Here is a 15,869-nt window from a genome sequence, read left to right as displayed (position 1 = left end):
TTTGGAATGTTTTTTTATTAACATATAGATAATTTCAGTAAATTCAGTAAATGAAATTTAAATTGCTTTTACTGGGATTGTTTCTTAGCATTTTTGTAAATGCCCAGAACTCTTTTGAGTTGATTAATACGAAAAAAGCGGTGATTCCTTTTCAGTTTATCAACAATCTTATCTTTATTCCTATCAATGTAAACGGCGCAGAACTTACTTTTTTGCTGGATACAGGAGTTTCTGAGACAATCCTTTTCAGTCTGGAAAATAAGGAGGTCAAACTAAGTAATATTGAGAAAATTAAGTTTTCAGGTCTTGGAGGAAATATAAGTATTGACGGTTTAAAATCCGAGCGTAATATAGGTAAAATAGGTGATGTGATTGTCAATACTTCCATGTCTCTTTATATTATTATTGATGAAGAATTTAATATTTCATCTCACGTAGGAATTCCTGTAAATGGGGTTATCGGATATCATTTTTTCAAAGACCATCCTATTTATATTGATTATAGCTCTAAGAAAATAATAGTTTATGAAAATACTGATCTTTTAAAAAAGAAAATCAGAAGGTTTGAAGAATTCCCAATTACTATTGAAAAAAACAAACCTTATTTGTATGCTGGTGTAGAAATGACAAATGAAAAGAAAGACTCAAAACTACTGATCGACCTTGGCAACAGTGATGCTATCTGGCTATTCCCTACCCTCATTAAAAATTTCGTGTACAACAGGCCCAATATTGATGATTTTCTTGGCCGTGGCTTCAATGGAGATATTTATGGCAAAAGAAGCCGTATTCATAATTTTTATCTTGGAAATTTTAAGTTTGAAAAACCTCTTACTGCTATGCCAGATGAATTTTCTATCCAGCACGTTAATTTAGTGGAAGATAGAAAAGGTTCTATAGGAAGTGAAATTATGCGCAGATTTACAATTGTTTTCGATTATACTAACCAAAAATTATATTTGAAAAAAAACAGAAACTTTGATGATCCTTTTCACTTTAATATGAGCGGTTTGGATTTCAAACAGGATGGATTAGAATGGCAGGAAGACAGGGTAAAAATTGAAACTCAAAAATCAGCTACAGCAGTAAATGAAGTTTATAAAGATGCCTTTCAATATAAATTCAGTTTGAAACCTATATTTTCCATTGCAGGAGTAAGAAAAGATTCTCCCGCTTATGAAGCAGGCCTGCAAAAGGATGACAGAATCCTGAGCATCAATGGAGAACGGACATCAGACATGACTCTTGAAAAAATTATGGAGCTCATGAAATCTAATGAAGGAAGAAATATTACCATGATTATTCAAAGGAAAAATAAAGAACTGACATTACGTTTCATGCTGGAAGATCCTATTCCTTATCAAGAATAAAATTATGAATACCGAAGAGACCACATTAGACAGGATAAGAACCAGACCCAGATTTAAAATGTTTACTCATCTTACGAAAGAAGAGTATGCTGACAATCTGAAAAAATATATGGAAGAGCATAAAGATGAGTTTTCAGGTAATATCAATAAAGAAGTTGCTACCATCTGGATAAAAACAGAATATGACAACTATTGGAAGCCCTGCCTTGCCTTACGGGTAGAAATGGAAGATGAGCATACAGCAATACGTGGAGTATTTGGCCCCAGTTCTGCGGTATGGACATTCTTCATGTTCCTGTATTTTTCTTTTTCTATTCTCTGGATGACCTTCTTCACTATGTATTACGTAGAGAAGCAAATAAAAAGCGCTGAATACCCTTGGGCACTAAGCGCTTCTTTTATCATGTTATTTTTTATTCTTCTTACTTATATTGCTGCAAGATTCGGGCAGCATAAAGGTAAAGATGAAATGCTTAAGCTGAGGAAGTTTGCTGAAGAATCCACTCTGCATTTTGAAAAGAAAATTAATTAGACTGAGATTCTACAGGTTTTTCATTCTGAACGGGTGTAGCCATTGCTTTTGCTGTCTTGATAGAATCTGCTACTTTTTCTCTGTTGCTTTGTTCTTTCAGCATTTTCGGAACATCCGGTTCCAGAAGTTTTGTAAGTTCTTCAACAGATATATTATTCGCATTAGGATCATCCAAAAGTTTTCTCCACGGCTTTCTTCCGCCCCATTTATAATCCCCGAACACCATTACCGCAGTCCCTTTTGCCTTGGTAGTTGCACCACCAGGATTCAGAATCCAGGTATCTGCATAGGAATACAGCCATTGGGCATCTTTCCTCAACAATCGCAGACACGAGTGTGAAGCAGGATATCCCGGAAGTGTATATTCATGCCATCCGATCCCTCCAATATTGTGAATATTAAAATTATAAGGAAGTTTCCATTCGGTACTCACAGTAGAAATTGCCAGTTTCTTTTTCCAGTTGGCAAAAGTAAGCCCTCTTGTGGTCTGAGCTGCCTTTTTACCCATACTTGTAGGTCCCCATTTCACAAGACTTCCATTGGAATATACTGCAAAAGCCTGTATAGGATATGAGAAGATAACGAACTTCTTCACGCCACTCAATACATCTAACTGCATTGGGAATGGTGAATAAGCCATTAATGTTGTATCTATTTTTGCAGGAACCACCAGTGTATCGGCATTCCATTTACTTTTAGAATCCAGTCTGTTTAAAGCTAAAATAGCGGTACGTTCTTCTACACTATACTTCTTACTGTATTCGGCATAGATAGAATCACGCATCTTTTGATCCTTTGGAAGAACAAAAGCATTATAAAAACCATTTTCCTGCATTGCAGGCGGAATAGATTCTTTCTTTACGACAGGAACAGAATCTTTCTTTATAGAATCTTTTTCAGCCTCCGGCGTCTCCGAAGCAGACACTGTATCTTTAAAAGTATCGCTTATTTTATCTATTTCTTTTTTACAGGAAACAAGGAAAACTGCGCATAAACATGCATAAAGAAAGGATTTTTTCACAGATATGTTTTTCATAAATAAATCGGCCATTTAGTTTGGCTACCCAGTACAAATATCAGACCTAAAATTGAATCACAAAAGACATTATTAAAAATACCGTAAAAAAACGGAGGTTTTATCACTGAAAATGAGGAGTTATAACTGATAAAATTCTTAAGTATGATCATTTCAAAGGAATTTTCACATATTTAAAAGAAGAATTATTCCTCTGACTGTTCTTTCGTGGCAACCCATTCTAAAGTTCCATTTTTACCAAAACGGTAGATATCCTGATGCCATCTTGCTCCACCCCGGCATCCGGTTTTTAAAAGCTTTTTATCTTTTTCTATGGTTACATCGCATAGACACGAACAGCTTGAGCGGGAATAATCCGGTTCTTTAAGTTTTTCAAAGCGTTTACTTCCCGGATGATACAGATAAATATCAAAATTCCTGTAAACACCCATCCCGTCATCAGGAACAGAGAATGCAATATCCTCATACCCATCAAAGTTATAATCTGCTATAATACTCTGTCGCGCAAACGAAGGCTTATCTGGTGCAGGAAGTTCAACAGCCATTTTTTTACCGTCCGGATAAGCAATGGTGAAGTGATTGTTGTAAAAATGATTAAAGGCAAGTAAAGCACCGTGCAGGAGATATTTGCTGCTTCCGTCATATTTTTCGTCCTCAACCATTTCCAGCTTAAACTTTCTGTTGTCTTTCGCTCTTGTATAGCTAATATTTGAAGCCTGATGATGCATGATTTCAAACTCATATACTCCATTTATTTTTCCGTCAATCATTTCATTCCAGGTATAATACTCAATATCCGGCTGCCCATCACTTCTCCCATCTGTATCAACTTTAAAACTTTTTACCTGTAAAGGAATGATTTCTTTTTTTCCTGCATATTGTACAAATGCACCTTTTCCCTGTGCGCCATAATAAAGAGTGAGTCTGAACTCCTTTGCTTCTCCTATAGATTTCAGAGTAAAAGGCTGCGCGGAATATACGGCAGAGATCATGATAATACAGAATAGCAATAATTTTCTCATAGGAATAATTTAAATAATCAGATTCACCACAAATCTTATAATCCATAAAAGTACGATCAACAGCAGTATTGAAAACTGAACTTTATTGACGTTTTTATTTCCGAATTTCCATACGAGAATCCGGTCTATAATAATCACCAGCAATATGGGCACCAGACTGAATAGTAAATACATTCCAAACAGTGCATCAGGAGCTGACGATCCATTCATCAGAATAACAGAAGTAATCAATCCGGCAATTATCGCAATGATTCCTACAATAAAAAAGAGAGTCCAGTTTTGAAATTGTTTTTTCATGGATAAATAATATTAATGATTGGTTATAGTGAAGCGGATATTGAACCTGTAATAATAAAATATCCAGAGAGCCATCCATGGCAGATTCATAATCAGAAAAACGATTGTTTCTTCACCACTCAGCTTTCCATCGGTTATCAGAAAAAAGGAATATATTGAAACCGTTACAGGCAGCAGAAACCAGCACAAAGCTGTTTTAATTTTTCCTTGAAAAAGTTTTACAACAGAAAAAAAACTGCTTAAAGACAATATACTCAGAAACACGATCCAAAAAATGGCAAAAACATAGTCCAGTCCACCCATATCACAATTTCTTGGTGAATCTCTTACCACTCGGGTTACATTTAAAAATAGAAACAGAAATACACAGGAAACCAATGTGGAGATCCGCCAGGTTTTAAGTATTGAGAGGAAAATAAATTTTCTTTTTGACATCCAACTTATGCTTATTAGCTAAAATAGGAATATCCGCTTAATATACAAAACCGGAAAAAATACCCATTAGGATTTTATTTTAAGCGCTGTCTATATTTCTGAGCTGATATTTAATAATTTGTTAAAGATGCCATGCTTATATTATCTATAATTTTGGCAAAATATCAGTTATCATGTTATACATCATTATGGTAGTTGTACTACAGGCACTTATCACCCTTACTCTGCTCATGTCCCTCATCAAAAACAGGGAATCTGTACTGAATATGCTGTTATTGTATATTGGAGTGGTCACGCTGGATATGGGATATGAATATTTTATCATTCAAAAATTCGGTTATGAATCTGTTCTGTATGAAATTCCGGGAAGTCTGCGTGTTTTTAAAGGACTTATTTTTCTTTATATCACTACCCATTTAATCCATGCAACATGGAGAGATAAGCTTAAATACCTTATCATTCCGCTGACATTGGTTGTTATTCATCATGCGATTGCAACTTCTGCTAAAATGCTTGATCTTTCCTGGGCAGATCTGGCTATCAGATCTTATAAATCATACTTTGTGTACTACAGCTTCTACTGGATTACCTGCCTTGTCTTGTGTATTTATTTACTGACAAGATATCGCAAAAACATTACCCATCCTGTAGCGGGTAATTTCCGATATCTGGTTTGTTACGTATTATTAGGTGTCTTGATTTTCTGGACGGTTTATCAATTAGGTTGGGATACTCTGATCTATCAGAAGATCTACAGCCTCCTGTTTCTCCTTCAATTCGGATGGATTTTGTACATTTATATTTTAACGTACCAGCACAAACTGCAGGAACAGCAAACTCCAGCATATTTTTCTGCCCCAAAAGAAACCTATCAGTATAAAGATCTTTCAAAAATAGATTTTGACTCTGTGGAAAGTGCCATTATTTCCTTCTATCAGGAGAGTCATGTGTATCTGGATGAGGAGTTTACTTTAGATCAGCTCTCGAGTCATCTGAAAATAAGCAAGGCAGATTTAAGCATCACTTTTAATAAACATCTTCATTCCAATTTCCACGAATATACCAACAGAAGCCGTATACAGCACTTTAAACAGATTCTATCGGAAGACCCTTCAGCCAGTGTTATAGATTTGGCATTTCAATGTGGTTTTAAATCCAAATCTACTTTTTATAAATATTTTAAAAAGGAATTCGATTGTCTTCCTTCTCAGCTTGTTCATTAGTTACAATTATTTAATATTAGCAACTTATTGATTTACAATATGGTTCACCTCGAACTCAACAGAAGGAGTTGCATGAAATTTAAATGAACTAAAACTTTTGACAGAGCTGACATCTTTGCACCAAACTTTATAAGGATGTCACGAGAAAGACTTTTTTTAACAAAAGCAGCATTTTTTCTTCTAGGGCCTTTGGCCTTTGCACAAACCACTGTTCACGGAACTGTAGTAGACAGCCAGGGAAATCTTCCCAATGCTATGGTTTATATTGAAAACAGCGGACAGAAGGTAACTTCTGATACTGATGGTTCTTTTGTTCTTAGCAATGTTTATGACGGCAGTTATAAGCTTGTTGTAGAATATAAAGCATATGATAATGTTTACATTCCTTTCACCATTACAAATAAAAAGGAAGTAGATCTTGGCTTAATTAAATTCGGAGCTAAGTTTAAAGAAAATAACCTTCAGGAGGTAGTGGTTACCAGTGTGTATAAAGCATCACAGGCCAGAGCGATTACCATGAAGAAAAACTCCAACACAATTACGGAGGTACTGTCTGCAGATGCTATCGGAAAACTGCCGGATCGTAATGCCGCAGATGCTGTACAGCGTATGCAGGGTGTATCTATTGAAAGGGATATGGGTGAAGGACGTTTTGTAGCGGTAAGAGGAACACCTATACAATGGACTTCTTCTACCCTGAATGGCAACAGAATGCCCAGTGCCAGTGGTGATAATGCCAACCGTGGAGTTCAGTTGGATATCTTTCCCTCAGAACTTATTCAGAATGTACGCTTATCTAAAGCTTTGACACCGGATCTTGATGGAGATGCCATTGGAGGAAATGTAGATTTTATCACGAAAACCTCACCCAATAAGGAGACTTTAGCTATAAGTATGGCTACAGGATACGTCAACATGTCAAAATCTCCCAGTTATAACACATCTATTGTCTACGGAAATAAAATTACTGATAAGCTGAAATTCATTACCTCAGCTGTGATCTGGGAGCGCTCTACAGCTATTGATCAGATGAGAAATATTTACAACTATGGACTGAAAGATAAAACAGCCTCTTATTCTATCAATCAGCTTCAGCTTCGTGATTATCTGGCGAACCGAAGAACGCTGGGATTCAATTTGGGATTGGATTATGAGATCGACAGCAGAAACAAATTATATGCAAAAGCATTATACAGTCAGTATAAAGATGGTCAGTCCGTAAGAGAAACCTATTTTAATTTTGATAGTAAAAATGTCATGCTGCAGGCCCGTCATGCAGATTATCTTACAGATCTGTATTCTATGCAGCTGGGTGGTAATCATCAGGTGGGACAGCGTATGCAGGTGGATTGGTCTTTATCCAAAGCACGTTCTGAGTTTAAGTTCAATTCGCCAGATAATCTTGAAAAGGATCAAAAAGGCTATCCTATCATTAATTTCGTACAGCCTATGACCTATGGAAATTTATCTGCTGACGGAAGAAAATATATGGCAATGGATGCTCCGGACGGTATTGGTGACACCGGAAGATATACCCTCCCTTATAATCAGCAGGCAATAGCTGCAGATAAACTCAAATTGAATCAGATTATCCTAAGCCAGAATCATAACAGTGAAACGGATCTTAGAGGGCAGGTTGATATAAAATATAAAGCAGCGGATAATTTCGAGATTAAATTCGGAACAAAATACAACAACAAGAATAAAATAGTTGACAGCTCCATATTGGTTTGGATGCCTAAATCATCATTGGGAATTCCCGGAGCTCCGGTAACTTATCTGAATCAGCTTCAGCGTGAAGCTTTCCAGTACAAAGGAGGTTTTATGAATCCATTGGGCAATCCTTATAATGCAGTGATCATTGATCAGATTACCAATGCACAAATTGACCAGATGTACAATCCCACCACACAAAATAGTTTAGGACTGATGCAGGTGAGCGGTAAAGACAGTAATTCGAATATTACAAGTTCTTACAGAGGCACTGAAAATGTATGGGCGGCATACCTGATGGGAACATGGAAAATTTCAGACCAGCTTCAGGTACTGGGAGGTTTCAGAAATGAATATAATGACGTTACCTTCTGGGGTAAAAAAGTTATCTCTGATAAAGACAGTAAAACGGAAGACATTAAAGACAATAAAACCTATAATGTAGTACTTCCTATGGTGAATATGAAATGGAATATCAGCAGCGACCGGATTCTGAGACTTGCCTATACCCGCTCTTTTGCAAGACCGGATTTCAACGATCTGAACCCCGGAACCATCGTTAATGATATTTCCAACACCGTCACTCAGGGAAATACCAAACTGGATCCTACGTTTTCAAATAATTTTGATCTTATGTTTGAGAACTACTTCGGAAAGCTGGATCTGATAACAGCCGGAGTATTCTATAAAGATATCACAAACCTTATCTATAAAGATCAGTCTGTGGTAGATCTGGCAGGAAGAACATATACTTTTATAGCCCCTAAAAACCTGGAAGGAGCAAAGCTGTTCGGTTTTGAATTCGGTATCTCCAAACGTTTTGAAAACCTTCCTGGTTTTTTGAAAAACATCGGTTTTGAAGGAAACTATACTTATATCTCTTCCAAAATGGATATGCCGGTGTACGAAAACGGCAAGCAGACAGGAACAATGTCTACCACGATTCCCAATCAGGCAAAGCATATTTTCAATACCATATTGTTCTATGAAACCAGTAAACTGATGATCCGTCTGGCTGGAAATTATAAAGGAAATTATGTAAGCGAAATCAGAGCAGCGGCTGGTGCAGATCACTATCAGTATTTTGATAAAAACTTTACGGTAGACCTTTCCACTTCTTACAGCCTTACAAAGAAAATCCGCCTGTTTGTAGAGCTTAACAATATTTTTAATGAACCCAACCGCTATTATATGGGAACAAAAGACCGCGTAGAAAACATTTCTTATTCAGGAATACGTGGACAGCTGGGCTTCACTTTCAATTTTTAATCAAAAGTTATTTTATTCATATGAAAAAGTATATATATGGAGCTGCATTTTGTATGACAGCACTGCTGCAGGCACAGGATAAATGCCAGAATCTAAGAATCAATCAACTGCAGATTGTAGGAACTCATAATTCATATGCCAAGCCGGTAGATCCTAAAGTACTGGATCTTGTAACTCCTATCATTAACGGAATGATGCAGAAATACGACAGCATGATGTCTGAAGAGCAAAAAGCTAAATTTAAAGAGTATCACCCTTACGGAATGGACCTGAAGGAAGGACTTAATTATAATCATCCTGATTTCACAGAACAGCTCAACGCTAATCTGAGAGGCCTGGAAATAGACGTCTATTATGATCCGGAAGGTAACAGATTCAGCCATCCTGCCACATATGAGATACTAAAAGCAAAGGGAGTAACAGATCTGGCTCCTTTTAACACGAAAGGACTGGATCAACCGGGTTTCAAAGTACTGCATATGGCAGATATAGATTTCAGAACTCACTATCCGACTTTAAAAGATGCTCTTACAGCACTTAAAACATGGTCTGATCAACATCCGGAGCACACTCCTGTTTTTATGATGATCGAAGCAAAAGATTCCGGGTTCCCGATTCTTGAAAACAGTACAAAAGTCCTTCCTTTTGATAAAAAAGCTTATGATGACCTGGATGGAGAAATTGTAAAATACCTTGGAAAAGACAAGATCATTACTCCAAAAGAAGTTCAGGGTAAATACAGTACGCTTAAAGAAGCTGTAACCCACAATAACTGGCCAAAATTGAATGACAGCAAAGGAAAATTTATTTTTATGCTGCTTCCAGGAAGTGCCGGAACTTTATCTTCAAAAAACAATCCTTACCTCATAGACGGTTCATTAAAGGAAAGAATCATGTTCCTGAACAGTGAGCCAGATGATTCATTCGCAGGATTTATACTGCGGGATAATGCCATCGTAAGACAGAAAGAAATACAGGATCTGGTAAAACAGGGTTTTATGGTCAGAACCAGATCAGATATTGAAACCTATGAAGCCAAAACCAATGATTTCACCCGGTCTAAAGCAGCTTTCAGCAGCGGTGCTCAAGTGATCTCCACTGATTTCTTCCGCTCCGGAAATATTTATGGAACGCAATATTTTGTACAGCCTCCTCAGGGGAAAGATTATCTTAATAATCCTTTAAATTCTTCATGCAAATAAATAGCAAGCCGGTTCTGTTCAGAACCGGCTTTTTAATTGAATATTAAATAGTTTTATTTTTTATACCAAACCTTCTAATTGCTGAAAGATAGGGATCAGTGCTTCTCCTTTTTTAGTAAGATTATATTCTACGTGTAAGGGTTTCTGTTTAATGACAATCCTTTCTAATAAATCCATTTCTTCCAGCTCTCTCAGAGCAGTAGACAATGTTTGTTTATTAGATCCTTCTAAATCGCGCAGCAAACCACTGAAACGTAAAGTTGATTTGGATGCAAGAACGAAAATTTCCAGTTTTAGCTTCCCTGAAAGGGATTTTAAAAGTTTCTGGACAGGGCATATCTCTGTAGCCTCGGCTGAGGTTTTATTAGTCAGATTTTTTTGACTCATTGTGTGTTTTTTTTAATATTGTAACTTTGCAAACATAATGGTTATTAGCAAATTAATACAGTTTTACAACCCTATTTATTAAAAAACATTACAAAAAGCGCAAAAAGACAATAGAAAATTCTCATTAATATAATATTTATTTTATGATATTTTCTTTCTGATTCTCCTGATTGTAATTTGATATAATTGTATAATTGATTATCCATTATTTTTTATAAAAACTAAAAACCTAAAACACAAACATGAAAAAAAAGACTTTTATTCCCAATCCGGGCTGCAATATCCCCTATTCTATCAGCCTATACTCCACTGCAAGACAACATCATCCGACATACCTGCTGTAATTACATTATATCAGAAAACGGCATTGCTTTAACGGCTTACCAATACGATCCTGATTCTCTAATCTTGATTTCGTAAAAGTAATGGTTGTATGAATAATCGGTTCTACAAGTTCGATATAACCAGTAACATTTTGATTTTAAAGCAATTGTTATTTTAAAGTAGATCTGCTTTATAATACTTCTTCTATATCTATGATTCAGAATCTACAATACCGTAGAATTTGAATACCGGATATTCATAGGATCAAATATTAATCTAAAAAAACATGTGTATGAGAAAAAAAACCTTTTTATCAATCTGGGCTGTATTATGCTCAGCAGCATCCGTTTATGCTTCTCCACGAGGCGATACGGATTGGCATTTTCGTGGTGCCCCTATTATTTCAGGAAGTTATATTCCTGTGACAACCTACAATTTTGATCTGGATCCTTTGATTGTAATTTCACAAAACGTGAATGAAAAAGGTGCCGTTGTCATGAGCGGACAGCTCCACAAACCTGTCACAACCAGTGATATTCTGATTTCTGTCAAATATCAGAATACGCAGGGAGAATGGATCAGTGTGTGGTGTAAAACATTGTATGCAAGCAACCAGTATGATGAAAATCTTAATGCAACATTTGAATTGCCTGCTTCTGTAAACAGTACATACAATTTAAAAGTTGAGCTAGGTTCAGAGACAAACAGCTTCTCCGACATCACATGGAATAAAGCTGTGAGCCATTACAAATTTGGTGATTATACCGCAACAACCTGTGAACTGGATGAGAATGAATACACCATACTTTTCACCCCGAAAAAAAATGGTACAGTATTGTTTAATGCTAATGGAACTGTTTCAGGAGTAAAAGACAGGGTAAAATCACAGCATTTGACAAAGAAACTGGATGATATTGTTTTATCAGTCAACGCAAATGGTACGTTAGATAACACGAATGCCAATGCGCCTGTCATCAACATTGAAAATCCTAATAATCTCGGTACGATTGTCAGCTCACAGAAATATATCTACCAGGGCAGTGATACAAGTCCTTTTGAGTTTTCTTATCATGACCCTGTTTATGTATTTGCCGGTAAGTTTTCAAGTTCGGGCTTCTTTATTAACTTCAGTAACTGGTTTTTACCTCCTGAGGAGGGCGGAGAACCCTGGGGCAGAGGATATTTGGATTTTACAAACCCTAATGCTTTAGTTAACAGGTATTACAACCTCTACAATTACATCAACGAGAAACTGACCGACATCATTGCGGATCAAGAGCCTGTAGTTATTGTTGTAAGCAAAATAACAGGTTTCAGGGTATACAAATCTACCGGACAGTATATCACTGTCAATGCATTAAGCAATTATAATACAGTGAATGATTTCGGTTACCCTCCTTTGTATGACAAACAGAGAGGCCCCGGATCTGAAAATTTCTTTTTAAGCAATACTCCTAAAGCTTCATTATATGGTATCGGAGCCATCAGAAACAGAAAGGTACGTGCTGACTGGAACGGACCGATGAGACCACTTCCGGAAGTAGAAGCTGAAATCAAAAAATTCATAAAGTACGTAGGTATTTTTGGAAATTCAACGGCATATGATTCAGCAGATTGTTCAAACAACTGTTTTGTAATCAACGCCGGAGCACAACCTGATAATACAATAGCAGACTGGACTAAAGCTCCCAACAGTTACATCTTTACAGGTAAAGATAATGATGGAAATAATGTAGACGGATTGTATATTCCTGTAAAAAAAGCCTACGAAATGTGGCGAAACGGGAATTTCATGAAAGGTATTGACGTGCCTTCGGGAGTAATAACAGCTGATGTTTTATGGGAAGACAATATGGGACTGATAAAATCTAAAGAAAATTATACTTTGGATATTATAGGTTCCGGTGAAAATGCAAAAATAAAAGTTCCTGTCAATAAAGTAAAAAAAGGAAATGCGTTGATTGCCTATAAAGTAAACGGAGAAGTTTTCTGGTCATGGCACATTTGGGCAACAGACGATCCTACAAACGGAACCACCTATAAAAGCTATGATGATATAAAAAGACAATTAAGCGACGGAACCGTAGAGACTATTCCTAATTCTGAATGGGGCTGGATGGACAGAAACCTTGGGGCTACCGGTAATTCTCTTAATGGAAGCGGCTGGCACAAGAACGGAGGTCTTTTATATCAATGGGGAAGAAAAGATCCGTTCCCTTCATTAACTTACACTGATGCAAGTTTTTATCAGGTGACAGGCAGCTTAGGAAAGATTATTTATGATGATGCAGTACCAAGATTAAGATTTACCAACAGTCCTTTCAATGATTATAAAAATTTTAATGAACTGAGATTGTTTGTGAATAAATCAGCAGCCAACATTACAAATAACATTCGAGCGTCTGTAAAAAACCCGTTAAGTTTAATTTATGTAAATGATGACAATACCGTTACCCCATCTACCTATGGTAATATTAGTGGAACACTTTACTATTATAACTGGTTTGGGCAGGTACCTGGATTACAGACCAATGAGCTAAGTAAAGTTAACTTATGGTCGGATAACTCCCAGGGTATACAGGCAACAAATATTAATGCTCCACAACCTTACAGAAATAAATCTTCTTATGATCCGTGTCCGAACGGATGGAGGCTGCCTTCAGTTTTAGTGGCGTCATCCACAAAAAATGTAAGGATGGATTTTACGCCTTTTGGAGCTAAAGTAAATAGTCCGCTATCAGCTTTAAATGGTGTTCAGTCAAATATTCCTCCGGGATTATCTAATTTAAAAACCTATCTCGCCGGTATAAAAATATATCCTCAGTATGGTTTCGATATGACCAATGTTGGGGGTAACAATATCGGGATATTCCCAGGAACAGGATGGATTGGAAGAGGAGCTGCTTCAGATGCCAGATATCACACTAAAGCAACTTTTACAGACCAGCTTGAAACTTATCTGTGGACATCTACAATGACTACTTTTGGTGATTATTCAACAGTAGCCAGCGCATTAAGATTAATTCCGGCTGCTGACCAGATTGTCAATAACTATCGACCGGACGCGGCTAATTATCCTAATGTTTATGGATTATACAGCTATAGACCTTCAGATGATTATTCAACGAATAATGCGCAGGCGTGCAGATGTATTAAAGATCCTTTATTCGTAAAGAATAATTATAATTTCGAAACAACCTTCTTCAGTGAAACTGAAACCTACAAAACGGGATTAGAAAATCCTAATACTTATATGGTTTCAAAATCTACTGCAGAGCAGATAATTTCAGTGCCTGTGAGTAAAGCTTTTTCTGTACAAAGTAATTATTTAGGCAATACTCAGATTCTGAATACGACCAGTTTCAATGATTTGAAAGCGAATATCCTTTGGACGGATAATCCTGCTTTAGTAACGCAATTAACAATAGATAATACTTCTTCCAAAGAGGCCAATATCAATGTAAAAGTAAATGCCAATCAGTCCGGAAATGCTGTAGTGACTCTGCATAATGGTTCCATAAGCAATCCTGTATACTGGAGCTGGCACATTTGGGTAACCAATACATCTGTAAATTCTTTTACCCATGTAAATGACACCCCTATTACCACTGATAATTATGTAAATTACACTCAATATGGAACGATTCTGAAAACAAGTATCATGGATAGAAACCTTGGCGCTACTGAGGCAATGCCAAGTCCGTATAATCCTACTGTACCTGCTCAGGTAAGCCAGCTCAACAGCTCACAGGGGCTGCATTACCAATGGGGAAGAAAAGATCCGCTGCCTATATTCAATAATATCAACGGTTCTAAATACAATATATTCCTAGGTACTACCAATAACGGTGTTGTAACCTATTCAGCCTTTACAGAGGCGAATTATAATTCAAGTAATATAGTGAATTACAATACCTATAAAAGCAGTATTACTGCAACTGATAAAATAGATGTGAGAATAGAAAAGATGCTGGGATATTCCGTTGCCAATCCTTTAAAACTAATGATGCCGGTTACAGCATATCCATATCGTGGGGATAATACGCCTCATTATACTCTTGCTTCAGACTGGTTATTTGATAGTCAATATCATAGTTTATATGATGAAAGATGGGGAATTGGCGGTAAAAAATCTGTATTTGATCCTTGTCCGAATGGATGGAGAATTCCGGAAGTTTTAGGTAAAGGCTCAACGAAAACCTCTCCCTGGAGTCTTAAAAGCAACCCTGAAGCACTCAGAACTGTTGACGGTACGGAAGCCGGTTATTTTGGAACCCCTATTTATAGTGTAACAGCGCCAAGCTTTTGGGGAAAAACTGTAGGATATTCATTTACTAACAGTTTGTATAATATAGGAAATTATCCAAAGGCTGTCAGCAGAGGAAGCAGAAGCGTAATGTACGCAGGTGCTATAAGTAATGCTATTGGTGCATCAGGAGGAATATGGTATGCTAATTTAAACGGTGAAATGACCGGACGATCTACTTATATGTATTTTGATATTTATAATAGAAATAATGTAAAAAATACCGATATAGATCCTTTTGCATCTCTAAGCTGCAGATGTGTAAAACAGGAAGATAACGGCAGTCCGAGAGGTCCGCTGCCAGGTATTCCTGTAACACCAAACACAGGAATTCAGGCAAGAACTGCATTTAGCAAGACAGCTATTGAGGAAAAAGTAAAAGATGATAAGTTAGTTCTTTATCCTAATCCTGTGAAAGATATCCTGTATATTGAGGCAAAAGATGATAAAGAGTATTATTATCAGATCTATAATATGTCGGGACAGCTTATGAAAGAAGGTAAATTTATCAATAAACAAACAGATGTTACTTCATTATTAACCGGAGGTTATCTGGTAAGAATTAACAATTCTGAAACTATTGTAAAAATTATTAAAAAGTAAATTATAAAGACATTACTTTGAAGCAATGATGGCCGGAATTTCTTCCGGCCATTTTTTTATTTATGTTTAAATATATAAGAGTAGAGAATGTTTTTGTCTTTTCGGATGAGCTCCAAATTTATCAATAAAACAAAAAAAGTCTTCTATTTC

General features: G+C 36.5%; 11 protein-coding genes. 6 read left to right on the top strand and 5 right to left on the bottom strand.

What is annotated here, in order from left to right; genetic code table 11:
- Window positions 1-50: 50 nt before the first annotated feature.
- Together AC57AW_RS07890 and AC57AW_RS07885 are read left to right on the top strand one after the other, a co-directional pair.
- A complete protein-coding gene (locus AC57AW_RS07890; protein ID WP_496351448.1) occupies window positions 51-1,370 on the top strand; it encodes a PDZ domain-containing protein in 1,320 nt (439 codons plus the stop codon).
- A 4-nt stretch (window positions 1,371-1,374) separates the two neighbouring features.
- A complete protein-coding gene (locus AC57AW_RS07885; protein WP_496351447.1) occupies window positions 1,375-1,902 on the top strand; it encodes a hypothetical protein in 528 nt (175 codons plus the stop codon).
- On the opposite strand, the gene AC57AW_RS07880 is transcribed toward AC57AW_RS07885, so the two are convergent.
- From AC57AW_RS07880 to AC57AW_RS07865, 4 genes are all read right to left on the bottom strand, one after another.
- Complete coding sequence (locus AC57AW_RS07880; protein ID WP_496351446.1) at window positions 1,895-2,938, bottom strand: L,D-transpeptidase; 1,044 nt, start codon at window positions 2,936-2,938, stop codon at window positions 1,895-1,897. The two genes, AC57AW_RS07885 and AC57AW_RS07880, sit on opposite strands and share 8 nt — an antisense overlap.
- Window positions 2,939-3,123: 185 nt before the next feature.
- The gene (locus tag AC57AW_RS07875; RefSeq protein ID WP_496351445.1) at window positions 3,124-3,960 is read right to left on the bottom strand and encodes an XAC2610-related protein; all 837 of its coding nucleotides are present in this window, start codon (window positions 3,958-3,960) and stop codon (window positions 3,124-3,126) included.
- 9 nt (window positions 3,961-3,969) lie between these two features.
- Window positions 3,970-4,257, bottom strand: coding sequence for a hypothetical protein (locus AC57AW_RS07870; RefSeq protein ID WP_496351444.1), 288 nt, complete (start codon window positions 4,255-4,257; stop codon window positions 3,970-3,972).
- A gap of 12 nt (window positions 4,258-4,269) precedes the next feature.
- Complete coding sequence (locus AC57AW_RS07865; protein WP_496351443.1) at window positions 4,270-4,692, bottom strand: hypothetical protein; 423 nt, start codon at window positions 4,690-4,692, stop codon at window positions 4,270-4,272.
- 173 nt (window positions 4,693-4,865) lie between these two features.
- Between AC57AW_RS07865 and AC57AW_RS07860 the strand changes: the two genes are divergently transcribed.
- The 3 genes from AC57AW_RS07860 (at window position 4,866) to AC57AW_RS07850 (ending at window position 10,099) form a co-directional block, all read left to right on the top strand.
- Complete coding sequence (locus tag AC57AW_RS07860; protein WP_496351442.1) at window positions 4,866-5,915, top strand: AraC family transcriptional regulator; 1,050 nt, start codon at window positions 4,866-4,868, stop codon at window positions 5,913-5,915.
- Window positions 5,916-6,050: 135 nt separating this feature from the next.
- Window positions 6,051-8,897 carry a TonB-dependent receptor gene (locus AC57AW_RS07855; RefSeq protein WP_496351441.1) on the top strand — a complete coding sequence of 949 codons (2,847 nt, stop codon included), beginning with the start codon at window positions 6,051-6,053 and terminating at the stop codon, window positions 8,895-8,897.
- Window positions 8,898-8,917: 20 nt separating this feature from the next.
- On the top strand, window positions 8,918-10,099 hold the full coding sequence (locus tag AC57AW_RS07850) for a phosphatidylinositol-specific phospholipase C domain-containing protein (RefSeq protein ID WP_496351440.1): 1,182 nt from the start codon (window positions 8,918-8,920) through the stop codon (window positions 10,097-10,099).
- A gap of 60 nt (window positions 10,100-10,159) precedes the next feature.
- On the opposite strand, the gene AC57AW_RS07845 is transcribed toward AC57AW_RS07850, so the two are convergent.
- Window positions 10,160-10,486, bottom strand: a complete 327-nt coding sequence (locus AC57AW_RS07845; RefSeq protein WP_496351439.1) for a winged helix-turn-helix transcriptional regulator — start codon at window positions 10,484-10,486, stop codon at window positions 10,160-10,162.
- A gap of 616 nt (window positions 10,487-11,102) precedes the next feature.
- On the opposite strand from AC57AW_RS07845, the gene AC57AW_RS07840 reads away from it, so the two are divergent.
- Window positions 11,103-15,719, top strand: a complete 4,617-nt coding sequence (locus tag AC57AW_RS07840; RefSeq protein ID WP_496351438.1) for a T9SS type A sorting domain-containing protein — start codon at window positions 11,103-11,105, stop codon at window positions 15,717-15,719.
- The last annotated feature ends 150 nt before the right edge of the window (window positions 15,720-15,869 follow it).

It is taken from the genome of Chryseobacterium sp. BGA-UO-ETr-SB22 (assembly GCF_059567885.1).
This window is presented reverse-complemented; position numbering and strand designations above follow the sequence as displayed.

What these genes read in the sequence shown, in the direction of transcription:
- AC57AW_RS07865 (WP_496351443.1), bottom strand. Translation starts at nt 4,692, where the DNA reads ATGTCAAAAAGAAAATTTATTTTCCTCTCAATACTTAAAACCTGGCGG.
- AC57AW_RS07850 (WP_496351440.1), top strand. Translation starts at nt 8,918, where the DNA reads ATGAAAAAGTATATATATGGAGCTGCATTTTGTATGACAGCACTGCTG.
- AC57AW_RS07870 (WP_496351444.1), bottom strand. Translation starts at nt 4,257, where the DNA reads ATGAAAAAACAATTTCAAAACTGGACTCTCTTTTTTATTGTAGGAATC.
- AC57AW_RS07855 (WP_496351441.1), top strand. Translation starts at nt 6,051, where the DNA reads ATGTCACGAGAAAGACTTTTTTTAACAAAAGCAGCATTTTTTCTTCTA.
- AC57AW_RS07880 (WP_496351446.1), bottom strand. Translation starts at nt 2,938, where the DNA reads ATGAAAAACATATCTGTGAAAAAATCCTTTCTTTATGCATGTTTATGC.
- AC57AW_RS07885 (WP_496351447.1), top strand. Translation starts at nt 1,375, where the DNA reads ATGAATACCGAAGAGACCACATTAGACAGGATAAGAACCAGACCCAGA.
- AC57AW_RS07845 (WP_496351439.1), bottom strand. Translation starts at nt 10,486, where the DNA reads ATGAGTCAAAAAAATCTGACTAATAAAACCTCAGCCGAGGCTACAGAG.
- AC57AW_RS07860 (WP_496351442.1), top strand. Translation starts at nt 4,866, where the DNA reads ATGTTATACATCATTATGGTAGTTGTACTACAGGCACTTATCACCCTT.
- AC57AW_RS07890 (WP_496351448.1), top strand. Translation starts at nt 51, where the DNA reads ATGAAATTTAAATTGCTTTTACTGGGATTGTTTCTTAGCATTTTTGTA.
- AC57AW_RS07875 (WP_496351445.1), bottom strand. Translation starts at nt 3,960, where the DNA reads ATGAGAAAATTATTGCTATTCTGTATTATCATGATCTCTGCCGTATAT.
- AC57AW_RS07840 (WP_496351438.1), top strand. Translation starts at nt 11,103, where the DNA reads ATGAGAAAAAAAACCTTTTTATCAATCTGGGCTGTATTATGCTCAGCA.